General features: G+C 65.1%; 21 protein-coding genes and 1 pseudogene. 13 read left to right on the forward strand and 9 right to left on the reverse strand.

What is annotated here, in order from left to right; genetic code table 11:
• Positions 1-14: 14 nt before the first annotated feature.
• Genes WJ35_RS16095 through scpA form a run of 9 tightly spaced genes read left to right on the forward strand, consistent with a single transcriptional unit; the run spans position 15 to position 9,456 of the window.
• Complete coding sequence (locus WJ35_RS16095; protein ID WP_011880178.1) at positions 15-1,037, forward strand: Nit6803 family nitrilase; 1,023 nt, start codon at positions 15-17, stop codon at positions 1,035-1,037.
• Positions 1,030-2,100: an MSMEG_0568 family radical SAM protein gene (locus tag WJ35_RS16100; protein ID WP_011880179.1), complete on the forward strand. Its 1,071-nt coding sequence runs from the start codon at positions 1,030-1,032 to the stop codon at positions 2,098-2,100. The genes WJ35_RS16095 and WJ35_RS16100 overlap by 8 nt, the downstream gene beginning before the upstream one ends.
• Before the next feature lie 2 nt (positions 2,101-2,102).
• A complete protein-coding gene (locus WJ35_RS16105) occupies positions 2,103-2,663 on the forward strand; it encodes an MSMEG_0567/Sll0786 family nitrogen starvation N-acetyltransferase (RefSeq protein ID WP_011880180.1) in 561 nt (186 codons plus the stop codon).
• Positions 2,660-3,646 carry a sll0787 family AIR synthase-like protein gene (locus tag WJ35_RS16110; protein ID WP_011880181.1) on the forward strand — a complete coding sequence of 329 codons (987 nt, stop codon included), beginning with the start codon at positions 2,660-2,662 and terminating at the stop codon, positions 3,644-3,646. The genes WJ35_RS16105 and WJ35_RS16110 overlap by 4 nt, the downstream gene beginning before the upstream one ends.
• Complete coding sequence (locus WJ35_RS16115; RefSeq protein WP_069239505.1) at positions 3,643-4,827, forward strand: MSMEG_0565 family glycosyltransferase; 1,185 nt, start codon at positions 3,643-3,645, stop codon at positions 4,825-4,827. The genes WJ35_RS16110 and WJ35_RS16115 overlap by 4 nt, the downstream gene beginning before the upstream one ends.
• A 9-nt stretch (positions 4,828-4,836) precedes the next feature.
• Entirely contained in the window at positions 4,837-5,121 is a 285-nt protein-coding gene (locus WJ35_RS16120) for an MSMEG_0570 family nitrogen starvation response protein (protein WP_011880183.1), read from the forward strand.
• A 56-nt stretch (positions 5,122-5,177) separates the two neighbouring features.
• Positions 5,178-6,479, forward strand: coding sequence for an MSMEG_0569 family flavin-dependent oxidoreductase (locus tag WJ35_RS16125; RefSeq protein WP_069239506.1), 1,302 nt, complete (start codon positions 5,178-5,180; stop codon positions 6,477-6,479).
• A 5-nt stretch (positions 6,480-6,484) separates the two neighbouring features.
• The gene (locus WJ35_RS16130) at positions 6,485-7,318 is read left to right on the forward strand and encodes a Pnap_2097 family protein (protein WP_045579682.1); all 834 of its coding nucleotides are present in this window, start codon (positions 6,485-6,487) and stop codon (positions 7,316-7,318) included.
• Positions 7,315-9,456 carry a methylmalonyl-CoA mutase gene (gene scpA, locus WJ35_RS16135; protein ID WP_059623861.1) on the forward strand — a complete coding sequence of 714 codons (2,142 nt, stop codon included), beginning with the start codon at positions 7,315-7,317 and terminating at the stop codon, positions 9,454-9,456. Before WJ35_RS16130 ends, scpA begins: the two co-directional genes overlap by 4 nt.
• Before the next feature lie 864 nt (positions 9,457-10,320).
• Here scpA and WJ35_RS32165 read toward each other — a convergent pair.
• From WJ35_RS32165 to WJ35_RS30255, 7 genes and pseudogenes are all read right to left on the reverse strand, one after another.
• A pseudogene (locus WJ35_RS32165) lies at positions 10,321-10,512 on the reverse strand (GntR family transcriptional regulator); the annotation flags it as partial.
• Between the two features lie 85 nt (positions 10,513-10,597).
• Positions 10,598-11,599: a cytochrome d ubiquinol oxidase subunit II gene (gene cydB / locus WJ35_RS16145; protein ID WP_011880190.1), complete on the reverse strand. Its 1,002-nt coding sequence runs from the start codon at positions 11,597-11,599 to the stop codon at positions 10,598-10,600.
• 18 nt (positions 11,600-11,617) lie between these two features.
• Positions 11,618-13,033 (reverse strand): cytochrome ubiquinol oxidase subunit I, encoded by a 1,416-nt coding sequence (locus tag WJ35_RS16150; protein ID WP_069239507.1) that lies wholly within the window; start codon positions 13,031-13,033, stop codon positions 11,618-11,620.
• A gap of 464 nt (positions 13,034-13,497) precedes the next feature.
• Positions 13,498-14,178, reverse strand: a complete 681-nt coding sequence (locus WJ35_RS30250; protein WP_224383430.1) for a cupin domain-containing protein — start codon at positions 14,176-14,178, stop codon at positions 13,498-13,500.
• Between the two features lie 213 nt (positions 14,179-14,391).
• The gene (locus tag WJ35_RS16155) at positions 14,392-14,799 is read right to left on the reverse strand and encodes a DUF934 domain-containing protein (RefSeq protein ID WP_011880193.1); all 408 of its coding nucleotides are present in this window, start codon (positions 14,797-14,799) and stop codon (positions 14,392-14,394) included.
• Complete coding sequence (locus WJ35_RS16160) at positions 14,796-16,586, reverse strand: nitrite/sulfite reductase (protein WP_069239508.1); 1,791 nt, start codon at positions 16,584-16,586, stop codon at positions 14,796-14,798. The genes WJ35_RS16155 and WJ35_RS16160 overlap by 4 nt, the downstream gene beginning before the upstream one ends.
• A 67-nt stretch (positions 16,587-16,653) precedes the next feature.
• Complete coding sequence (locus tag WJ35_RS30255) at positions 16,654-16,866, reverse strand: transposase (protein WP_212170384.1); 213 nt, start codon at positions 16,864-16,866, stop codon at positions 16,654-16,656.
• 796 nt (positions 16,867-17,662) lie between these two features.
• Here WJ35_RS30255 and WJ35_RS16170 point away from each other — a divergent pair.
• From WJ35_RS16170 to WJ35_RS16185, 4 genes are all read left to right on the forward strand, one after another.
• A complete protein-coding gene (locus WJ35_RS16170; RefSeq protein WP_043292778.1) occupies positions 17,663-17,890 on the forward strand; it encodes a hypothetical protein in 228 nt (75 codons plus the stop codon).
• Positions 17,887-18,321 (forward strand): TA system VapC family ribonuclease toxin, encoded by a 435-nt coding sequence (locus WJ35_RS16175; protein WP_011880197.1) that lies wholly within the window; start codon positions 17,887-17,889, stop codon positions 18,319-18,321. Before WJ35_RS16170 ends, WJ35_RS16175 begins: the two co-directional genes overlap by 4 nt.
• A 414-nt stretch (positions 18,322-18,735) precedes the next feature.
• Positions 18,736-19,167: a hypothetical protein gene (locus tag WJ35_RS16180; RefSeq protein ID WP_011880199.1), complete on the forward strand. Its 432-nt coding sequence runs from the start codon at positions 18,736-18,738 to the stop codon at positions 19,165-19,167.
• A complete protein-coding gene (locus WJ35_RS16185; protein WP_011880200.1) occupies positions 19,164-19,697 on the forward strand; it encodes an RES family NAD+ phosphorylase in 534 nt (177 codons plus the stop codon). Before WJ35_RS16180 ends, WJ35_RS16185 begins: the two co-directional genes overlap by 4 nt.
• Before the next feature lie 293 nt (positions 19,698-19,990).
• Here WJ35_RS16185 and WJ35_RS16190 read toward each other — a convergent pair whose 3' ends face one another.
• Both WJ35_RS16190 and WJ35_RS16195 read right to left on the reverse strand, forming a co-directional pair.
• Complete coding sequence (locus WJ35_RS16190; protein WP_069239509.1) at positions 19,991-21,688, reverse strand: phage integrase family protein; 1,698 nt, start codon at positions 21,686-21,688, stop codon at positions 19,991-19,993.
• A gap of 96 nt (positions 21,689-21,784) precedes the next feature.
• On the reverse strand, positions 21,785-22,189 hold the full coding sequence (locus WJ35_RS16195) for a hypothetical protein (RefSeq protein ID WP_126221107.1): 405 nt from the start codon (positions 22,187-22,189) through the stop codon (positions 21,785-21,787).
• Positions 22,190-22,272: the final 83 nt, after the last annotated feature.

The raw sequence follows: 22,272 nt of genomic DNA on the forward strand, positions 1-22,272 counted from the left end.
TGACGGGTGCCATCATGTCCGACAAACGCATCGTCCGGGCCGCCGCCGTCCAGATCGCGCCCGATCTGGAACGCGCCGGCGGCACGCTCGACAAGGTTTGCGCGGCGATCGACGAGGCGGCTGGAAAAGGCGTCCAGCTGATCGTTTTTCCGGAAACGTTCGTGCCGTACTACCCGTACTTCTCGTTCGTGCGGACGCCGGTCGCATCCGGGGCCGATCACATGCGTCTCTACGAGCAGGCCGTGGCGGTGCCCGGCCCCGTGACGCATGCGGTCGCCGAGCGCGCACGGCTGCACGGGATGGTGGTCGTGCTCGGCGTGAACGAGCGCGACCACGGCAGCCTGTACAACACGCAGCTGATCTTCGACGTCGACGGACGCCTCGCGGTGAAGCGCCGCAAGATCACGCCGACGTTTCACGAGCGGATGATCTGGGGGCAGGGCGACGCGGCCGGGCTCAAGGTTGCGCAGACAGGGATCGGACGGGTCGGTGCGCTCGCGTGCTGGGAGCACTACAACCCGCTCGCCCGTTATGCGCTGATGACGCAGCACGAGGAAATTCATTGCAGCCAGTTCCCCGGTTCGCTGGTCGGTCCGATCTTCGCGGAGCAGATCGAAGTCACGATTCGTCACCACGCGCTGGAAGCGGGCTGCTTCGTCGTCAATGCGACCGGCTGGCTGACGGATGCCCAGATCGAGTCGATCACCGGCGATCCGAATCTGCAGAAGGCCCTGCGCGGCGGCTGCAATACCGCGATCGTGTCCCCGGAGGGCCAGCATCTGGCCGAGCCGTTGCGCTCGGGCGAAGGGATGGTAATCGCCGACCTGGACATGTCGCTGATCACCAAGCGCAAGCGAATGATGGATTCGGTCGGCCACTATGCGCGCCCGGAGCTGCTGAGCCTTGCCATCAACGATCGGCCGGCGACCACGGTGACCCCGATGGGGACCAGCGGGTCGGCCGCACGCGAATTCGAGGGAAACTGCCATGAGCGCGAACGCGAAACCGTCGGTGCAGAGCCGGCAATTGATGACTGAACTGCAGTCGGTCGGGCTGCGTCTCGCGGATCCGCGCGCTGGCGCCGCGAGCCGGCGCGGCGGCGCCGGGCCGTCCGATCACAAGGCCGTGACGGTCGACGGCGTGACCATCATGGTGCCGGTGCACACGAGCACCGCATGGGAATCGCCGTTCGTCGCGGCCGAGCCCGACGCGGCGGGCGTCAGCCTGCTGTCGCGCGGCGCCATCCCGATCGCGAGCATTAGCTTTCCGTCGAACCCGCGCTTCTACGCATTGCAGACGCTGGAGGGCGTGCCGTATTCGCACATCGCGACGCTGCATGGCGCCGACGTGCTGGCGACCACGGTGTTGCAGACCTGCATGCGCTACGAGAGCCGGCGCAAGACCTGCCAGTTCTGTTCGATCGGCCAGTCGCTTGCCGCCGGCCGGACGATTGCGCGCAAGACGCCCGAACAACTCGCGGAAGTGGCGCGCGCGGCGGTGCTGCTCGACGGCGTCAAGCACATGGTCTTGACGACCGGCACGCCACCGACGCCGGATCGCGGCGCCCGGGTGCTGTGCGAGAGCGCGTTCGCGATCAAGGCGGCTGTCGATCTCCCGATCCAGGCACAGTGCGAACCGCCCGACGACGACGGCTGGTTCGACCGGATGAAGGCAAGCGGGATCGATACGCTGGGCATGCATCTGGAAGCCGTGACGCCGGCCGTGCGCGAACGGATCATGCCGGGCAAGGCGAGCGTGCCGTTGTCACGGTATATGTCGGCATTCCGCGCGGCCGTGGCCGTGTTCGGCCGCGGGCAGGTCAGCACCTACATCCTCGCCGGGCTGGGGGACAGCGAGGCGGCGATTCTGGACATGTCGCGCGAGCTGATCGACTTGGGCGTGTATCCGTTCGTCGTGCCATTCGTGCCGATCAGCGGCACGCCGCTGGAGAGCCATCCCGCGCCGTCGCCGGACTTTATGCGCGCGGTGCTCGCGCCGCTCGGAGCGATGTTGCGCGACGCCGGCATGCGTTCCGCCGACATCAAGGCCGGCTGCGGAAAGTGCGGCGCCTGCTCGTCGCTTTCGACCTACGAGGTGTGACCATGTACTGCGTGGAGATGGGGCTGGCCGACAGCCGCGACACGTACCGGCCTGCCGAATACTGGATCAAATGGGCGCAGCTTCCGTGGGAAATCGACGAAGCGTACAAGCTGCGCCGGGCCGTATTCTGCATCGAGCAGGGGATCTTCGTCGGCGACGATCGCGACGATATCGATCGTCACGCGCAATTGCTGGTCGCGGTCAGTTGCTGCGCCGGCCTGCCGGAGCAGGTGGTCGGCACGGTCCGGATTCATGAAACCGTGCCCGGCACGTGGATGGGGTCGCGGCTCGCGGTGCATCCGGCGTTTCGCCGGCAGGGCAGGATCGGCTCGATGCTGATCGCGCTGGCCGTCAGCAGCGCGCATGCCGAAGGTTGCGGCACCTTCGTCGCGCACGTGCAAGCGCAGAACGTGCCGCTGTTTCGTCGGCTTCACTGGGATGCGCTCGGCGAGGAAACATTGTTTGGCCGCGCCCATCAACTGATGCAGGCCCAGCTTGCGCACTATCCGCCGTGCGGCACGCCGTTCGAGGGTTTCGTCCTGCGCGCGGAGGGACGGCCATGAGTGTCGCGGATCGCATCGCGGCATTGCGTGCCAGCCGCGGCTTCCAGCACAAGCACGACATCTCCGGCGTGGTCGCGTCGCTCGCGGCGGCATTGCCGAACGGTGCACGGGATCTCGCCCAGGCGGTGGCGCTCGGCGACGACTGCGCGGCGATTCCCGACGGGGACGGCTACCTGCTGTTCGCGATCGAGGGCATGGTCGGCGATTTCGTCGAGTCGATGCCGTGGTTCGCCGGGTACAGCGGCGTGATGGCGAACGTCAGCGACGTCTACGCGATGGGTGGGCGGCCGATCGCCGTCGTCGACGCATTGTGGAGCGACGGGATCGACGCCGCGCGGCCGGTGCTCGCCGGGATGGCCGCGGCTGCGTCGGCGTATGGCGTGCCGATCGTCGGCGGCCACAGCAACACGCGCAGCGCGCAGCGGCAACTGGCCGTGTCGATCCTGGGCCGGGCGCGCGCGCTGCTGTCGAGCTTCAATGCGCGGCCGGGCGATCGCCTGATGATGGCGGTCGACCTGCGCGGCGTATTCGAGGAGCCGTATCCGTTCTGGAATGCGTCGGTCTGCGCGCCGCCGGACCGGCTGCGCGCCGATCTCGAGATTCTGCCGATGTTGGCGGAAGACGGGCTGTGCGATGCCGCGAAGGATATCTCGATGGCGGGCGTGCTCGGTACGGCGCTGATGCTCGTCGAATGCTCGCGTGTCGGCGCGCGGATCGCGCTCGACGCGATCCCGCGGCCTCCCGGCGTCGACTTCGATCGCTGGCTGACGGCCTTTCCAAGCTACGGATTCCTGATGGCGGTGCGGCCGGCGCATACCGACGCGATCGCGGAACGCTTCGCGGCGCGCGGGCTCGCGTGCGCGGTGATCGGCGATATCGACGCCACGCGCGAGGTCGTCGTCGAGGAGGCGGGCGAAACGGCGGTGCTGTGGGATTTCCGGATCGAGCCGTTCATCACCGGTGTCGAAGGAGGTACGCGATGAGCGGCGATACGTTGCGCATCGCGCTGCTGACCCACTCGGTCAATCCGCGCGGCGGTGTCGTGCACGCACTCGAACTCGCGAGGGCGCTGCACGAAGCGGGACGCGATGTCACCGTGTTCGCGCCGGCCGCGCCGGGCGACGAGATGTTCCGCGATGTCCCGTGCCGCGTCGTGCTGGCGCGCGTCGATGGCCGTCCGCGCGGCGTCGCGGAAATGGTGCACGCGCGAATCGCCGCGATCAAGTACGCCCTGCTGGAGCACGACGCAAGCGGGTTCGACGTGCTGCATGCACAGGACAGCATCACGGGCAATGCGCTGGCCGAGCTGAGGCAGTCGGGCGAAATAGATGGATTCGTACGGACCGTGCACCACCTCGACGTATTCGACGACCCGCAGCTCGAACGCTGGCAGGAACGCGCGTGGCGCGAGGCGGACCAGGTGCTGTGCGTGAGCGCCGCGTGGGCGGCCACGATGCGCAAGACGTTCGGGGTCGACGCGAGCGTGGTGCCCAATGGGGTGGACGTCGGCCGGTTCGCTCGCGCGAGCGAGGCGGACATGCAGGCGGTGCGGCGGCGTTTCGGCCTGCACGGCGCGCCGGTCGTCCTGGCGATCGGCGGGATCGAGCAGCGGAAAAACTCGATCGCGCTGCTCGAGGCATTTTCCCGGTTGCGCGGCACGACGCCCGATGTACGGCTCGTGATCGGGGGTGGCGCGAGCCTGCTCGATCACGATGCCTACACGCGCCGCTTCGTCGCGCGCGCCGCCGCGCTCGGGCTGGGGATCGGCGTCGACGAAACCGTCGTGCCGACGGGGCCGCTCGACGATGCGGCGCTGGTCGCGCTGATGCACTGCGCCGACCTGGTGTCGATGGTGTCGATCCGCGAGGGATTCGGTCTGGTCGTGCTTGAGGCGCTCGCGTGCGGCAAGCCGGTCGTCGTATCCGAAATCGAACCGTTTACCGAGTATCTGGACGAGCACGCGTGCGTGTGGGCCGATCCCGCCGACGTGGATTCGATCGCCGATGCGCTGCGCGACGCGCTCTCGGGGCGGCGTGGTCCCGATTTCACGCATGCAGTTCCCGCACTGTTGAACCGCTTCACATGGGACGCGAGTGCGCGCAGGCATCTGGACATTTACCAGGACAGGCTGGCGCAGCGTGCGCAAGCATCGTCCGCCGAGTAAGGGGGCATCATGCCGGTCATGCATTTTCGGGTTCGTTGGCCCGACCAGTCGGAAACCAATTGCTATTCGCCTTCGACCGTGGTGTCGGAGTTTTTCACGCCCGACACGCAATACGCGCTCGACGACTTCGTCGAACGCGCACGGCGCGCACTGGGTATCGCATCCGATCGCGTCCGCGAGAAATACGGGTTCGCGTGCTCGGCCGCGATGGACGAGCTGGCACGGATCGAAGCGCACGCGGAACGATTCGCGCCGCAGCGCGATGCGACCGTGACCGTCATCGAGCTCGTTTAGGGCGTCCGGCACGCAGAAATCCACCGCCATCTTCAACACACATTCAGGACTGCATCATGTCAAGCGAACCCGTTTTTTCATCCAGCCTCCCGGATATCGATGCCCATCTCGGCGTAGCCGTCATCGGCGGCGGGCAGGCCGGGCTGTCGATCAGCTACTACCTGAAGCAGGCAGGTATCGATCATCTCGTATTCGAAAAGGAGACCGTGACGCACACGTGGCGCAAGCAGCGCTGGGACGCGTTCTGTCTGGTGACGCCGAACTGGCAGTGTGCGCTCCCGGGCTATCCGTATCGCGGGGCCGACCCGCACGGCTTCATGACGAAGGACGAGATCGTCGAGTATCTCGACGGCTTCATCCGCAGCGTCGATGCGCCGGTACTGGAACATACCGCGGTCGAGCATGTGACGCGCGACGCGGACGGACGCTATCGCATCGCGACGTCGCGCGGCACGTACACGGCGGATCGGGTCGTCGTTGCGTCGGGCGGCTACCATCGGCCGATCGTGCCGCGCATGGCCGAGCGGCTTCCTGCATCGATCGTGCAGCTCCAGTCGTCGGAATACCGCAATCCGGCCGCGTTGCTGGACGGGCCGGTGCTCGTGGTCGGATCGGGGCAATCGGGTGCGCAGATCGCGGAAGACCTCCACCTTGCCGGGCGTAAGGTGTTACTCGCGGTGGGCGATGCGCCGCGCTGTGCCCGTTTCTATCGGGGCAGGGACGTCGTCGACTGGCTGGCCGACATGCAGTACTACGACATGCCGGTCGATGCACATCCGCTGCGCGAAGGCGTGCGCGACAACACCAACCACTATGTGACCGGGCGCGACGGCGGGCGCGACATCGATCTGCGCCGCTTTGCCGCCGAAGGGATGGAACTGTACGGCCGGCTGGAGGACTTTTCAGGCGGGCAGTTGCGCTTCTCCGCAGACCTGTCGGCGCAGCTCGACAGCGCCGACGATACGTACAACCGGATCAATGCCGGCATCGATGCGCATATCGAGAAGAATGGGATCGCGGCGCCGCCCGCGACGCGCTACGAACCCGTGTGGCGTCCAGACCATGAGCGGACGACACTCGATCTAGCGGCCAGCGGCATCGCATCGGTCATTTGGTGCATCGGCTTCACCCCCGACTTCAACTGGCTGGATGCGCCGGTCTTCAACGGTCGCGGCTATCCCGCGCACCGGCGTGGCGTGACGCCGGTTCCGGGGCTCTACTTCGTCGGGCTGCCCTGGCTATACACGTGGGGGTCGGGGCGATTCTCCGGCGTGGCGCGAGATGCGGCCCATATCGTCGACCGGATCCAGGCCGAGATGACAGCCGCGCGGCGTTCGGCCGAAAGCGAGGTCGCCTGACGCCGATGCATACCGCCATCCATCGCTATCGGGCCGGCATGCCGCAGCTCGCGCACACGGGGCTCGCGGAAAACTGGCTGCTCAAGGAGTGCGGACAGCGCCACTGGGACGCGCTGGCCGCGTATAGCGGTCGCGACGCGCCCGAGTTCTTCGACGACGACGGGCGGCGCGCCTATGCGTCGTTCGTTGCGGTGCACGTCGACATGAGCCGCCGTCACGCGATTCGCGAGAACGACACGTTCGCGCTGCATGTCGCGCTTCACCGGGTCGGCCCGATTCGTCACTTTAGCGAACAGCGGATCCGGCATGGCGACCACGAAGCAGGCGTCGTGCGGATGATGTCGACGTTCGTGACGCGCGAACACGCCGGCAGCAACCGCTCGGTGATGAAGGCGCGAATGACCGGCGTCGACGGCCGCACCGGGCCGGTCCCGGCCGATGCGCTGGCGATGGCGGAACGGGGGAAGAAGCTGCGGACGCGGGATGCGTCGATCGTGCCGGCGCTCGCCGGCCTCGCGGAGGACGACGGCGCCAGCGTGTCGTTCCTGCCGTGCCCGAACATGGATTTCAACGGCGCGGACCTGCTGTACTTCGCCAGCTTTCAGGCCTTCGTCGACCGCGCGGAATGGCAGCATTATCGCTTCGCGCACGCACCGGTGCTGGCAGCACGTCAACTGTACTTTCATGGAAATCTCGACATCGGCGATGCGTTGACCGTGCGTTTCGTGCGTGCCGGACCCGATACGGGCGGCCTGCTGCACTGGAGCGAAATCCTGCGCGACAGCGACGGGACGAAGATTGCCGATGTCATCACGCAAAAGCACTGGAGCCGGGCATGAACGAGGCGGCAATCATGGCGCCGGACACCGAGGTGGAGCGCGTCGGGCCGAACGATCGACGCGCGCGCACGGTGCCGCTGCGCAAACTCTACACGCAGCGCGATCTCGAAGCCGTCGCGCATCTCGGCAGCATGCCCGGCGCGTGGCCCTATGTGCGCGGGCCGTACGCGTCGATGTATACCGATCGCCCATGGACGATTCGCCAATACACGGGGCATGCAGACGCGGCGGATTCCAATCTCGCGTTTCGCACGGCGCTCGAGCAGGGCGCGCAGGGGCTGTCCGTGGCATTCGACCTGGCGACACAGCGCGGCTACGACTCGGATTGCGTCGAGGCGTGGGCCGATGTCGGCGTGGCTGGTGTCGCGATCGATACGGCTGACGACATGGTGCGGCTGTTCGACGGCATTGCACTCGACGCCACGACAGTGTCGATGACGATGAACGGCGCGGTCCTGCCGATCATGGCGGCGTTCGTCGTGGTCGCCGAGGAGCAGGGCGTGCCGCCCGAGCGGATCGGCGGGACGATTCAGAACGACATTCTGAAGGAGTACATGGTCCGCAATACGTGGATTTTCGGGCCGGCGCCGTCGATGCGGATCGTCGCCGACGTCGCGTTGTGGCTGGCCGAGCATGCGCCGCGCTTCAATGCGCTGTCGGTGTCGGGATATCACTTCCAGGAAGCCGGCGCCGACGCCGTGCTCGAACTCGCGCTGACGCTGTCGAATGCGCGGGCGTACGTCGACACGCTGGCCGCACGCGGGATGCCTGCGGATGAGGCCTGCTCTCGGTTGAGCTTTTTCTTCGGCGTGGGCAGCGATTTCTATACGGAGATCGCCAAGCTGCGCGCGGCGCGTCTGCTGTGGGCGGAGATCGCGCACGCGTGCGGCGCGCGCTCGCCCCGGGCGTGTGCGCTGCGCATGCATTGCCAGACATCTGGATGGTCGTTGACCGCACAGGAGGCGGAAAACAACATCGTTCGCGTGACGGCGCAGGCAATGGCCGCGGCGTTTGGCGGCACGCAGTCGCTGCACACGAATGCGTACGACGAAGCGCTTGCGCTGCCGTCCGCGGCGGCGGCGCGCCTCGCGCGCAACACGCAGCTGATTCTGCAGCATGAAACGGGACTGTGCGACACGGTCGATCCGTGGGCCGGTTCGTACATGATGGAATCGCTGACGGACGACATCGCGACCCGCGTGCGCGCCGAGCTGGCCGCCATCGACGCACAGGGCGGCGTGATCGCCGCGATCGAGTCCGGTTGGGTCAAGCGGCGCTTGCTGCATGCCGCGGCCAAGACGCAGGCGCAGGTCGATTCCGGGCGCCGGACCGTGGTCGGCGTGAACCGTTTCGTCGCGAGCGATCCGACGGATGAATTCACGGTGCGCGAGATGGACGGTCGTCATGTTCGTGCGGGGCAGGCGCGGCGAATCGCAGCCGTCAAGGCCGCGCGCGATCCGGCGCGGGTGGAGGCGGCGTTGCGGCGGCTGGCCAACGCGGCGCGCGACGGCGGCGGAAACCTGCTCGCATTGGCGATCGACTGCATGCGGGCACGTGCGACAGTCGGGGAGTGTACGCGCGCACTGGAATCGGTATGGCCGCGACATACCGCGGCGGCGGAAGCGAATGGCGCGGGTGCTTACGGCGACCATCGGCGCGGCGACGCCGCATGGCGCGCGGCCAAGGGCTGCGTCGGCCGGCTGGCGCAACGTGCGGGACGCAGGCCGCGCATCGTGATCGCCAAGCTCGGCCAGGACGGACACGACCGCGGTGCGGCGGTGGTCGCAGCCGCGCTCGAGGATGCCGGATTCGACGTCCTACGTCTGCCGCTATTTCAGCAACCGATCTGCGTGGCGGCAGCCGTGCAGGCGTATGGCGCCGATATCGTGGGCGTTTCGTCGTTGTCGGGCGGCCACCGCGAGCTCGTCGAAGGGCTGCTCGACGAACTGGCATCGCTTCGCGCTGGGATTCCGGTGGTGTTGGGCGGCATCTTTCCCGCCGCGGATGCGCGCCATCTGAAGGCGAAGGGCGTCGCGGCGAGTTTTGGGCCGGGTACGCCGCTCGATGCGATCGTCGAGGCGCTGTGTGCATGTATCGAGCGAGCGCGGTGTGTACATCCGGCGGACCACGTGGGCTGATGCGGGACGGCTTCTCGTTCGTGCGTCAGCGGTCGCATCGCATGAACGAGCGGCTGGTGCCGTGTCATGCGATCACCGCGGGGTCGTCAGCCGCCGGCACGTCCTGGCGGGCGTCGAGCACGCACAGCGGATTGATGCTGGATTCGGCGAAACGGTCGCCGAGTCGAAAGGCCATCCGCTCCGATTTCCTCAGCCACGGCGTTGGCGCCGGGTCAGAACCCTTCAGTGTCCAATCGCGTCGGGCGCGCTATTCGACTACGCCGGCCGCGGGCCACCCGACCTGATCGCTCCAGCTCTGGTCGCGCTTAAAGCTGAACAGGTTGTCCTTGAGCAGGCGCATTCAGCCATATCAGTTTGAGCGCGGCCTAATCCCCCGGGTAGTGGCTGACGTCACAATCAATTCGAAGCAGTCCGACTATGTCGAGAACGCCTTCGATCGGTTGCAGCAAGAGGCCATCAAGCTATTCAGCTCCTGCATCGTGAAGCCCAAGGCTCCTCACGCGGCGCTGCAATGCACACGCGGTCCGGGCGCTGCGCCATCGAAGACCCGGCGTCCTATCCGGATCGGCTGATTCACGTGGGCAGGTGCCATGGTGAGTGTGCCGTGTCGGGGCGTGACGCGCGGATCGTTTTGGCGACCTCGAGCGAGTGGCAAGCGCGCAACAGGTGTCACGCGTGCACGCGCACCGCCGGATCGCCGAGGATGGTTGCAAGGGTCCGGATTGCCTCATCGATCTTCGTGTTCCATGGATGTCCGAATTTGACGTGCACGCAATTTTGAAAGGCATGCTTTGTCGAAAAGATGGGCTCCGGCGCGATACTGATGCGGTGGCCGATCGCCAGCCGATGCAGCGCCATCGTGTCGAAGCCCGAGCGCTCCTCGGCGCGGACGGGGCCCCATTCTTCCAACAGTTGGTGCGCGCGGAACACGGTCGACTGGCTGACGCGCCGTTGCGCGATGGTCCGCCGGACCGACGGCAACCGCGCGCCGACCGGAATATAGCCTGACCGGATGCGGCTGGCGATGGAATTGGCGAGCGCCTCGTAGTGATTCATGGCGTGCTTGTTTCGGCGGATGTTTCCTGCCGCGGCGCATTCGGCGGGTGCCGTTTGACGGTCCGGTGAACTGCGCGACGCATCGTCAGTGATAGTGCAGTTCGGCATGGTCGGTCTTGCCGCGGAACACGCGGTAGCCGAGTGCTGTGTAGGCGAGAATTACCGGGATGATGACGACCGCGCCGACCAGCGTGAACACCTGGCTCGTATGGGGTGACGCGGCTTGCCAGATCGTCACACCCGGCAGGATCGCGAACGGATAGACGGTGGCGAGCAGGCCCGCGTAGCCGGCTAGGACGAAGCCCAGCGTAAGCACGAACGGCAGCGTCGGATGGCGGCTACGCGTGGCCCTGAGCATGCCGGCCGCACACGCAAGCACGGTGGCCGGTGCGAGCAGTGCCCAGTGCAGCATCGGCGAATCGAACCAGCGGGAGTCGAACATCGGCGTGAGCCTCGGCGTCCACAGCGTAACTGCGATGATCGTCACCAGTTGCAGCGCGGTGAGCGGCATAGCGAGCCGGTAGAGGCGACGTTGCAGGTCGCCGTCCGTTTTCGCGATCAGCCACGTGCAGCCCAGCAGGGCATAGGTGACGACAAGCGCGAGGCCGGTAAACAAGCTGAAGGGTGTCAACCAGTCGAACGCGCCGCCCGCGAAGTGGTCACCGACGACGGGAATGCCCGACAGCCATCCGCCGATGGCGACGCCCTGGAAGAATGTCGCGCCTGCCGAGCCGCCGATGAACGCGAGATCCCACCACGCTCGCGTGCGTCGCGCCTTGCCACGCAACTCGAACGCGACGCCGCGAAATATCAGGCAGATCGTCATCAACAGCAGCGGCAGGTACAGCGCTGACAGCACGACGGAATAGACCGTCGGGAACACCGCGTAGAGCGACGCGGCGCCCAGCACCATCCAGGTTTCGTTGCCGTCCCAGACAGGGGCGACGGAACTCATCATGCGGCTGCGCGCATCGTCGTGATCGAAAAACGGGAAAAGGATGCCGATGCCGAGATCGAAGCCGTCCAGCACCACGTACATGCCCAGACCAAACGCGACGATGGCGGCCCAAACGAGAGTGATGTCCATGTTGAAAGTCCGGTTGTATCAGGAGATGCGACGGCGGGCGAGCGTGTTGGCGACGACACGGTCGGCCGGCTCCGGCGCGTTGCCGATGCGAACGGGAACCGGCGTGCCGCTGGGGCGATCCTCGGACAGCACGGCGGGGCCGTGCTTTGCGAGGCGCAGCAAGTAGTAGATGCCAGTGCCGAAGACGAGGGCATACACCACGACGAACGCGAGCAGCGTGATGCCCACCTGTTGAGCGGGGACGGGCGAGAGTGCATCGGTGGTGTGCATGACGCCGTAGATGACCCACGGCTGCCGGCCGACCTCGGTCGTGATCCAGCCGGCGAGCAGGCTGATGAAGCCAGTCGGCCCCATCGCCAGTGCGAAGCGGTGATACGACGCACTGTCATACAACCGACCGCGGCGCCGCAGCACGAAGCCGACGATCGCGAGCAACGCCATCAGGACGCCAAGGCCGGCCATGATCCGGAACGTCCAGAAGATGATCGTCGAGTTCGGCCGGTCGGCCTTCGGAAACGCCTTGAGCCCCTTGATCTCGCCGTCCCATGTGTGAGTCAGGATCAGACTGCCCATATGAGGTACCGACACGCGGTACCGTGTCGTTTCGGCATCCATGTCCGGAATGCCGAACAGATTCAGCGCCGTCCCGTTGTGTTCTGTTTCCCAGACGCCCTCGATCGCGGCGAGCTTCGCGGGCTGGTATTCGCGTGTGTTCAAGCCGTGCGCATCACCGGCGAGGATCTGCAGCGGCGCGATGACGACCAGCAGTCCGATGGCCATCGAGAACATCTTGCGCACCGCCGGATCGCGACGGCCGCGCAGCAGATGCCAGGCGCCGGTCGCGGCGACGACGAGCGCGGCCACGATAAACGCGGCGAGCGCCATGTGCACGAAGCGGTACGGGAACGACGGGTTGAAGACGATCGAGAACCAGTCGACCGGTACGACCCGGCCGTCGACGATCGCGATCCCCCGTGGCGTCTGCATCCAGCTGTTCGACGCGAGAATCCAGAACATCGAAATATTCGTGCCGATCGCGACCAGCGCGGTCGCGATGAAATGAGGCACGCGGCCGACGCGGTTCCAGCCGAACAGCATGATGCCGAGGAAGCCCGCCTCGAGGAAGAACGCCGTCATCACCTCGTAGGCGAGCAGCGGACCGGTGACGCTGCCGGCGAAGCTCGAGAAGCCGCTCCAGTTCGTGCCGAACTCGTAACTCATGACGATGCCGGAGACGACACCCATGCCGAACGCGACGGCGAAGATCTTCGACCAGAACCGGCATAGTTCGCGATAGACCTGACGGCCCGTCTTGAGCCACAGGCCTTCGAGCACGGCGATGAAGGTCGAGAGGCCGATGCTGAGCGCGGGAAAGATGATGTGAAACGAAACTGTGAACGCGAACTGGATTCGCGCGAGGTGCAATGCATCCATATAGACCACCGGTAGTGTCGGGTTGAATCGGTGGCCCATTTTCGTAACAAAGCGCAGTGCTACACAGCAGCACATCGATCGCGAAAACGGGTAGCAGCACCAGAAGAGGCGTGGCATTTCGACTCATGCGCGACGCAATATCGCACCGGCTTTTCATCGGCAACCGCACCGGATTGCGTCGATCAGAGGGACAGCAGGCCCTCGGTCGTGCCGACGTACGCCGCGAGGCCGGCCTTCTGCAACGCGCGCGGCGACACGCTCAATCGCGCCGACCGGAGAGGCGCGAACGCCGGTGTCCGCGCGTGTTTAGCGCAACGCCGCTGCCGAGGTCGGGTAGACGGTCGTGTCCGTCGCGAACAGCGTGCTGTCTGCGCCGCGTTCGAAGGCGATGGGTCGCGGTCGTAGACCGCCACGAGGTGCGAACCGACGGCCTTTTCGATGGTTTTGAAAGGAAGGGGAGTCGGTCAGGCATTGCCGGGGCGGACCGACAGCGGATCGCAGCAACAGAACTGTGGAAAATGCGCGTGGCACTCGCGAGGGCGAAGGGGTGGCATGCGGGTGCCGCCCGGGCCGAGCAACGCGACGATTGCGCTGGCTGAGAACGCGCGCAAAGCGTCGGTACCGCCCGTATGCACGGCGAGGTGCGCCTCAACTGGACCACGTTTGAGGTACGATCGGGATGAATGCGGCTTCGCGCCAGCGTGGTCGAAGCGGGACCCGGCATTGCGCAGATCGCCGCAGCCGCCACTAGCCCCGAGCTCGAGGAGCGACACGATCGCGTGCGACACGGTGGAGTGCAACTCGATGAAGCCGCAGGCGAGGGCGACGCTACCGTTGACAGACGGGGCGAGCCGTTGCAACGACACGCGTCGCTCGAGCGGGCGGCTGCCAGCGACGGCGCAGGCCCGCTGGTTGACCAGGCTCGGCGACAATCCGTGCGGCATATCCGGCAGCAGAAAAACGGCGTTACCTGCGGCAACCGGGATGCTGCCGCGCCTGTCGGCATAGTGAAGCCACGCCGACCCATGCAGGATGATGTGGAAGCTCGCGTTCGCGCAACCGGCGGTCGATGCTTTCCAGTTGCCGCAATTCTGGCTGACATGAACAAGCTGGCTCCTCGGCTCCCTGGCTCGACAACGGCCAATCGACGCCCGCGTCTGATTGCGCGGACATTCCGATGCTGGGGGGCGGACGACGCGCCCATGCTAAGGGCTTCGCCGCGCCGCCCAAACCAACGATTCGTGAAATGTATGTTCCCCCCGGGGCCACGCCGATGTCGAACTGAATGACGTCTGGTGGGCGGAAGATCAAATTGCCGAGCGATCTCGCGTCGTGAACCCACATGAAGCAGTAGTCGTTCAGCGACCTACGTCCTTCTCACGATAGGGTGCAGCACGGGTGACATCGCCCTGATAGAACGCCGCAAATCGTTCCAACTGCCGCCGGGCCGCTTCGCTGTCGGAGCCCTCCTTCAATACCGCACTCGAAAAACCCATGCGCTCCATCTGCTGCAATTGGTCGACGAGAACCTCGCCAGTGGCCCGCAAGTCGCCCTTGAAACCGAGCCGTCGGCGCAGGTAATAAGCCTGGCTATACGCTCGCCCGTCAGTAAACGACGGGAAATGCAAATCGACGCGCGTCGCGATTGCGATCTCGAGCGCGTACACGCGCGGGTCGGCATCGTTCGGCAACGTGAGTACGGACGGGGCGGCGTCGGCGGCATGTTCGCCCGCGTCGAGAAGACGAATGCGTGCGACGGCGTTCATGCGAGAGTCTCCGCGGTTGTGCGAGCCGCGTCGGCAGCCGACTTGAACGGTTCGAGTCCGACCCGGCGCAACGTTTCGATAAAGGTCTCGCAGCGTTCGCCCGACCGTGCACGTAGCGCCAGATAACAATCGAGCACCGCCTCGACGGCATCCGTTACTTCATGTGCCGCGAACGACGGGCCGATGACCTTGCCGGGCCGTGCAACGCCGCTGCGCGCGGAGCCGTCTGCTCCACCCAGTGTGATTTGGTACCACTCGGCGCCGTCCTTGTCGACGCCGAGGATGCCGATGTGGCCGCTGTGGTGATGGCCGCACGAATTGATGCAGCCGCTGATGTGCAGGTCGATGTCGCCGACGTCGTGCAGCTCGTCGAGATCCTGGAAGCGCTCCATGATGCTTTGCGCAACCGGTAGCGACCGAGCATTGGCGAGCGCGCAGAAGTCGCCGCCAGGGCACGAGATCATGTCAGTGAGCAAATGTACATTTGCGCTTGCGAGTTGCACGGCAACCGCCGCGTGCCAGAGCGGTAGCAAATCGTCGACATGAACCCAGGGCAGCACGATATTCTGGCTATGGGTGACGCGTGCTTCGCCTGCCGAGAAGCGATCCGCGAGCTCGGCGATTCGTTCGAGTTGCTCTGCAGACGCATCTCCTGGTGACTGTAATGGTCGCTTGAAGGAGAGGGTGACGATACGCAGCGACGGATCCCTGTGTGATGCGACGTTACGCTCGAGCCAGCGCGCGAATTGGGGAGACTGCCGTGCAGTTGCGGTACGCACAACGTCCGCTTCCGGATCGGCTGGGCGACTCGCGGCCACTTCGGGTGGCACCGCGAAGTACGACCTCATGCGCGCTAACTCTGCCTGCGGGATCGTATGTGGCCCCCCGTCAAAGTCCACGATTTGCCTGAATTCTTCTTCGACCTCGTCGATGAAACGCTGGCCTTCAGCCTTTGCGAGGATCTTGATGCGTGCCTTGTACTTGTTGTCGCGGCGGCCGTAGCGGTTGTACACGCGCACGATCGCCTCGATGTAGTTCATCACGTGCCGCCACGGCAGGAACGCGCGCAGCACGATGCCGATCACCGGCGTTCTGCCCATGCCACCACCCACCAATACGCGAAATCCAAGTTCGCCGTCCTCGTCTTGGACGAGTCGCAGTCCGACGTCGTGCCAGTCGGTCGCCGCGCGGTCCTCGGCTGCGCCGGTGATCGCGATCTTGAACTTGCGCGGCAGGAACGCAAACTCGGGATGCAGCGTCGTCCACTGGCGCATCACTTCGGCGAACGGGCGCGGATCGGCGGTCTCGTCAGGCGCCACGCCCGCGCGCTCGTCGCACGAGATGTTGCGGATGCAGTTGCCGCTCGTCTGGATGCCGTGCATGTCGACGGTCGCGAGCAGGTCCATCACGTCGGCCGCTTTCGACAGCGGAATCCAGTTGAACTGCACGTTGGTGCGGGTCGTGAAGTGCGCCTGATGCGTCGGCAGGCGTTCGGTGCCAAGTTTACGCTGGGCATCAAGTGCTCGACGGTAGACCTCGGTATCAGGCTCGTCGTACTCGCGAGCAATGCGTGCCAAAACGCGAATCTGCGCACTTGAGAGTTCGCCGTAGGGCACGGCGGCGCGCAGCATCGGCGCGTGGCGCTGCACGTACCAGCCGTTTTGGAGACGCAGTGGCAGAAACTCTGCGTCACTGAGTTTGCCACTTTGCCAGCGCTCGATCTGATCGCGAAACTGAGCGGCGCGATTTGCCACGAAGGCCTTGTCGAATTCGTTGTAACGATACATGGTGGTTGCAGAAATGCCGGGATCCGGTGGACATAGAGTGTTCACGTTATCGTGCCCCGGAATGCAGTTAAAGCAGCAGACGACACTCAAACGAGCGTAGCAGTGACGGTGCAGGTTGCGTATCGAGTAAGCTTCTTCGCCACTGCGCGACCATATTGGCGTTCAAGCCGTGCGCACGCGCTACCTCGGCAATCGAGCGATTCGGATCGTTCGCTTCGGCAGCAACCGCTTCCCGAAACTCCTTCGTGTAGTTCTTCGATCCCGGTTGTCTTCCAGTCAGGCAGCTTTCGGCGCGCGCTGGCGAGTAATTGCGTCACCCGGGCTTGGTCGCGTGCGACGACATCGCGCGGCCGGCCCAGCTCGGCTTGGGTCGGCGCATTCGGTTCGACAGTCTCGATTGCGCTTGCTCGCTGCGCACCAGCGTGTTGCTGGGCCGACAAGAAGAGCGTCGCGTGGCCGTAGCCAGCGCCAACGAGGCACACCAACCAGAGCGCCATCGCAGGCAATTTGATCTGCAGCGGCTCGCCCCGCGTCAAGGCGGGTAGAAGGTGGGCGGCAAGTAGGACGACGAGGGCAACAGCGGCCCACGCGATCCGTTCGGCCGATGTGCCGCCGCGTTCAATACCCGCGACGATCAAGATCCACGCGGACGTGCTCGTGGCACCGAGGGCGAGGACCAATGCGATTAGGCGGGGGAGGGTAAGGCGCGGGGCTGTGCATGGGCGGCCTCATTAGCAGGGTTTCAGCCCGCTCCCGTCGCCAAACGGGGTGAGCGGGCGCAGAGCGGGGTTGGCGAACCGGCGGCTAATGAACACCGGCAGACCCGAAGGTCTCCCCACCCAGGCCCGCCCATAGAAACCGGCGTGCAAAGGCACACCGCACAAAAAAGCCGCAGAACGCGGCTGTGCGCATTAACCGTTCGGGTCGCCAAACCCGGCACCTGTTGTTTCAGGTGCGCGGCCAGTGTAGCTCCCGGCAGCGGTGTTTACGACACACTTGATGCGTGATGTTTGATGTTTGATGCGGCGTCGCTATAATGATGATGATTGATGTCTGATGCTTACAAGGAGCGCAATATGCGTACCACTATTGATATCGACGACGACGTCCTTGCCTTCGCGCGGGAGCGTGCAAAGCCCGGCACGAGTATCGGGAAGGTCATTTCTGACCTCGCCCGTGCGGCCCTGCAGCGCGGAACAACGAACCAGTCGAGCCGAAACGGCTTGCCGTTGATGCCGGTTTCCGCGACCGCCCGTCCGGTCACCCTTGATACCGTTAATCAACTTCGCGACGACTCGCTGTGATTACCTACCTTCTCGACGTCAACGTACTCATTGCTTTGCTCGACCCGGCACACGTTCAACACGAGCCGGCGCATGCGTGGTTTGGCCGGGTAGGCCATTCCGCATGGGCCACGTGCCCGCTCACCGAGAACGGCGTGCTTCGAATTATCGGCAATCCGAAATACCCGAATACGATGGTCTCTCCTGCATCCGTTGCACCGCTTGTTGTGCAACTGCGGTCCCATGCTGGGCACACATTCTGGTCGGACGATGTGAGCCTGCTCGACGAAAAACACGTCGACGCCACCCGTTTACTGTCCTCCGCTCAACTGACCGACACTTACCTCCTCGCGCTCGCTCGCGCACACAAAGGCAAGTTGGCGACCTTCGATCGCCGCTTGGTCGTCGACGCGGTTCCGAACGGCGGGAAGCATCTTGAACTGATTCCTTGATCATCGACCGACGGCCGGATTTTGCACGAAAAGGACGATTACCCCGCCTTGGCGGTGATCAACGTGATCAATCCGGCTGACAACAGAGTGGAAATCGCCGTGCTGGTCAGAACGGTCGCGAGAATAGGGTGCACGTATGCCACCCTTGTTCGACGAAGGGTGGCAGGTTGGGATCGGGCATACCGAGGTCTCCGCGAAAGTCGGTGGTCGGGTGAGCGCACCGGTCATGTCGGGGTCGCGCTTCAGGCGCGATACGACGTGCAGGCATGCTGGCCGACTTCAAGGGACGCATCACGGGAAATTTGTCGGTGCAAAAGCGCCACATCTGATAACTCCCCTTATCAGACGTGCCACTTTTGAATCCCGTCTGTGCTATAACTGTTCATGATTTGTGCATAAAAGGAGCGCGGCACCATGAACACCCTCGCGACCCCCAGCCCAGCGGCGTCTGCGGCGACGCCCACCGGTGCGGCACCCGTCAGCTTCGAGGCCTTTCTCAGCTCGCTACGGGAACCCGACACGGCAGCACCCGTGCTGTCGGCACGACGCTATGTGGCGGCCCTGAACATCGATCTGCAGACGCTGGCCGACCAGGCGCATGTTCACCGAAACACCGTGGCGCGAGCCCCGGAGTCGGCATCGGTTCAGCACTTCCTGCGCGAAGCGATCCGCGTGATTCGCGCCGCGACCGACCTGTCCGGTGACGTGTACCGCGCGTTGTTCTGGTACCGCAACGAGCCGCTGGCGGTGTTCGATTACCAGACAGCCGAAACGCTGGTTTCCGCCGGCCGGGCCGAGGACGTGCTGCGCTACATCGTGTCGCTGGAAGCGGGCGCGGCCGGATGATCCTCAAGCCACTGCAGGACATCATCGCGTACCGGATGCACCAGCCCAAATGGGCGGTCGCGCCCACCAGTGGCGCCGGGGCAGCGAAGGCAGGCGGGCGGGCGAACCGGGTCGGCACGCCGGCTTTGTACCTAGCCCTCGAAGTGGCTACCGCGGTGGCCGAGTATCAGCAGCTGTCGCCGCTGCTACCGCCTGGCACGCTCGTGAGCTATCGCGTGACGGCCGCGCCCGTCGTTGATTTCACGGCGGGCTTTCGTGGTGACCACTGGTCGCCATTGTGGGAGTCGTTCTTCTGCGACTGGCGCCGTGACTGGTTCAACAAGCGGATCGAGCCACCAAGCTGGGTGCTAGGCGATGAGGTGATTGCCGCCGGCGCCAAAGGCATCCTGTTTTCGTCAACGCAGGCAGCCGGCGGCACGAACCTGGTGCTGTTCGTTGACCAACTGGACAACACCGATCGCCTGGAGGTCATCGATCCAGCGGGCGCCTTGCCGCGCGATCAGGCCTCGTGGGGCGAGTCTCCCGCTTGACCGGCCTGCGGCCGCATGCCAACACAACAAGGAGAGCGCATGCAATTCGACGCCACAGCAGAATTCCGACGGCTTCAGGCCCTGTGACGGCCTTGGACGCTACCCATCCCGGTGCAACGGTCCACGCGTTCGACGCGCCAGTCCGCGCCGGCGTTTCGCCGGGCAATCAGGCAGCGGAGGTGGAGCAAGTGGAGCTGCAGCGGGTATGAACACGGTAAGCGCAAATTCCTATCATAAGTCTTGAAGTTATGAAAATTCTTGCGCTTATACCAAAAACACAATAAGCCGGTGATCTACTGCTTGAAATCCCGTGAGCTAAACGCCTGATCGAACTGCCGAGCTCGCTGCACCTCGTCGCTATGCAGATAGGTCGACGTGGTCGAGATCGACGCGTGGCGCAGGTTGTCGCGCACCATGATCAGCTCGGCGCCGCGCGCGAGCGCGTGCGACGCGTGGGTGTGCCGCATCCAGTGCGGGCTCGCGCGCCGCAGCTTCTCAGTGGTTGCCGGCCGTTCGTCCTGGATCGCGTCAGCCGACAGCACGAAGAACCGGCGCAGCACGCGCCACAGTCGCGTGCTTTCGATACCCGCGCCATCCTCGTCGAGACTCGCGACGAGCGGCGTCGCCGGGTTCCAGCGCGCCGGCGTGACCGGCAGTCCGCGCTGCACGAGATACTGATCCAGCGCGGTTCGCGCGAGCGACGGCAACGCCACCTTGCCGAGCTTGCCGCCCTTGCCGAGCACGTGCAGCCAGTGATCGCCGTGCTCGTCGCGGCGGATGTCGCCGAGCGTCGCACTGACCAGTTCGCTCGCGCGCAGGCCGGTCGCGTAGCCGAAATCCAGCATAAACCGTAAGCGTTGGGCGGCCGGCGCGCTCCAGCCGTACGACCATTCGAGGCCATCGGCAAGCGTGCGGATCAGCAGCCACTCACCTTCGGTAAAGCCGCGGGACACGTCCAGTCCCGCACGCTGCACGTGGCTCTTTATCTTGACCCCGGCAAACGGATTCGCGAGCACGTAGCGCTGCTCGACGAGCCATCGAAACAGCGCCGACAAGACGTTCAGGGCATACGCTGCCGAGCGGGCGGACAGCGGACCAGTGAACGGCCGCCATTCGACGTGGTGCCGTGGCCGTGATGGACCAATCCAGCGCTCGTGCGGCGTTGGCCGCCGCAGGAAACTCCGGTAGGCGATCGCATCGTCGGTGGTGAGCGACGATAGTGCACAACTGCGCTCGACGATCGCCCACAGGATCAGGCGTTCGGCCTCTTTTCGGTAAGCACGCTGTGTTGCGGCCGAATCGTGCAGCGACAGCCACGACTGAACCGCCTCATAGTCGTTCGAAGCCTTCAGCAGGCAGGCGCTATCCAGGGCGCGGAACTGGCCGCGCGAACCGTCGACCTCGTGCGGCACGCGCAACTGTTCCCACGGCACGATGCTGCCGGACGGCACCACCACGATCAATGCGCGCGCTCGTTCGGTCAGTGCCGGATGCGCGGCGAAGAACGCCTCGATGCGGCGCGCGCCGGCGACGCCGAGTCCGGCGATTGCCGACCACCAGCGACGTCGCCGCGGAATCCGCACGGTCAGGTCCGCGAGTGTCCGAATGCCGTGCGCGTGCAGCGCCTCGACAATACGAGGTGGCAGCCACAGGTCGACTGCGTCGGTAATGAGTGGGGCCGGTGCGGGCAGGTTGCGGAGCGTTTCGATCGCGCGGGCCACGCCGTCGCCGGCTGCGCTCGATGGGCGATCGACGAACGCGACCGCGAGGTCTGCGCGGTGCCGGGCCAGCGCGTGCGCGATGAGCCGCCGGCGAATCGCACCGAGGATGCCGCGCGACGACACGCCGGCATCCCGGCGGTCACCGAGATAGCGGGCGACGGCGGCCCTCGCGTCCAGGCCGGCGTACCACCCGCGCAGCGCGGCGAGCTCGGCTTCGTCCGGGAAGTCGGGCTCGTTGTCGTCGACAGGAAGGGACTCGCGTGTTTTCATGATCGCCAGTTTAGATCAAAAACAACGATGGACCGATAATGTGCGTTATCGGGCCATGCTCGACCACAGACCTAACGAGTACTTTTATGTCCTATGTTATTCGGCTGCGGGAGCGGGAATCGGTGAGGATTTTCCGCCTTTCACGAAGCGGTGGAGACGGTCCCAAGCCTCCAGATAGCGGAACTTGGGCACGGCCGCGAGTTGTTCATCGTGCAGCACCAGTACACGCTCGACCACCATCTGCTCCTGGTCGAGCAACAGGCACGGTCGATCTTGCTCGATCCATTTGATGCACGCGTCGAGCGCTGCTTCAGCTCGGCGGTAGACTTCGAGATCTTTTCCCACCGCAGCCTCATCCAGCATGAAATACGCGAGGTAGACAACCCGGATCAGACAGCAAATCTGATCGAAATCACCTCGCCCGGTACGAACTGTCGCCAATGCGAGGTGATTTTCAAGCGACAGCGAGCGCACTTTCGCGGTCGACAGCGGCAACAACATTTCTTTCGTGCGTGTCGATCGTGCGGTACGAGTTAAGGCGTGCTTTCTCATTGATCACAGTTCACTCTTGCAACTCCACTGAC

The sequence above is a fragment of the Burkholderia ubonensis genome, from assembly GCF_001718695.1.
Taxonomy (GTDB): Bacteria; Pseudomonadota; Gammaproteobacteria; order Burkholderiales; family Burkholderiaceae; genus Burkholderia; species Burkholderia ubonensis_B.

Coding starts and splice junctions, on each gene's coding strand:
- WJ35_RS16125 (WP_069239506.1), top strand. CDS start 5,178: ATGTCAAGCGAACCCGTTTTTTCATCCAGCCTCCCGGATATCGATGCC.
- WJ35_RS16105 (WP_011880180.1), top strand. CDS start 2,103: ATGTACTGCGTGGAGATGGGGCTGGCCGACAGCCGCGACACGTACCGG.
- WJ35_RS16160 (WP_069239508.1), bottom strand. CDS start 16,586: ATGTATCGTTACAACGAATTCGACAAGGCCTTCGTGGCAAATCGCGCC.
- WJ35_RS16100 (WP_011880179.1), top strand. CDS start 1,030: ATGACTGAACTGCAGTCGGTCGGGCTGCGTCTCGCGGATCCGCGCGCT.
- WJ35_RS16180 (WP_011880199.1), top strand. CDS start 18,736: ATGAACACCCTCGCGACCCCCAGCCCAGCGGCGTCTGCGGCGACGCCC.
- WJ35_RS16190 (WP_069239509.1), bottom strand. CDS start 21,688: ATGAAAACACGCGAGTCCCTTCCTGTCGACGACAACGAGCCCGACTTC.
- WJ35_RS16110 (WP_011880181.1), top strand. CDS start 2,660: ATGAGTGTCGCGGATCGCATCGCGGCATTGCGTGCCAGCCGCGGCTTC.
- WJ35_RS16115 (WP_069239505.1), top strand. CDS start 3,643: ATGAGCGGCGATACGTTGCGCATCGCGCTGCTGACCCACTCGGTCAAT.
- WJ35_RS16130 (WP_045579682.1), top strand. CDS start 6,485: ATGCATACCGCCATCCATCGCTATCGGGCCGGCATGCCGCAGCTCGCG.
- WJ35_RS16185 (WP_011880200.1), top strand. CDS start 19,164: ATGATCCTCAAGCCACTGCAGGACATCATCGCGTACCGGATGCACCAG.
- WJ35_RS16095 (WP_011880178.1), top strand. CDS start 15: ATGTCCGACAAACGCATCGTCCGGGCCGCCGCCGTCCAGATCGCGCCC.
- WJ35_RS16120 (WP_011880183.1), top strand. CDS start 4,837: ATGCCGGTCATGCATTTTCGGGTTCGTTGGCCCGACCAGTCGGAAACC.
- cydB (WP_011880190.1), bottom strand. CDS start 11,599: ATGGACATCACTCTCGTTTGGGCCGCCATCGTCGCGTTTGGTCTGGGC.
- WJ35_RS16195 (WP_126221107.1), bottom strand. CDS start 22,189: ATGTTGTTGCCGCTGTCGACCGCGAAAGTGCGCTCGCTGTCGCTTGAA.
- scpA (WP_059623861.1), top strand. CDS start 7,315: ATGAACGAGGCGGCAATCATGGCGCCGGACACCGAGGTGGAGCGCGTC.
- WJ35_RS16155 (WP_011880193.1), bottom strand. CDS start 14,799: ATGAACGCCGTCGCACGCATTCGTCTTCTCGACGCGGGCGAACATGCC.
- WJ35_RS16150 (WP_069239507.1), bottom strand. CDS start 13,033: ATGGATGCATTGCACCTCGCGCGAATCCAGTTCGCGTTCACAGTTTCG.
- WJ35_RS16170 (WP_043292778.1), top strand. CDS start 17,663: ATGCGTACCACTATTGATATCGACGACGACGTCCTTGCCTTCGCGCGG.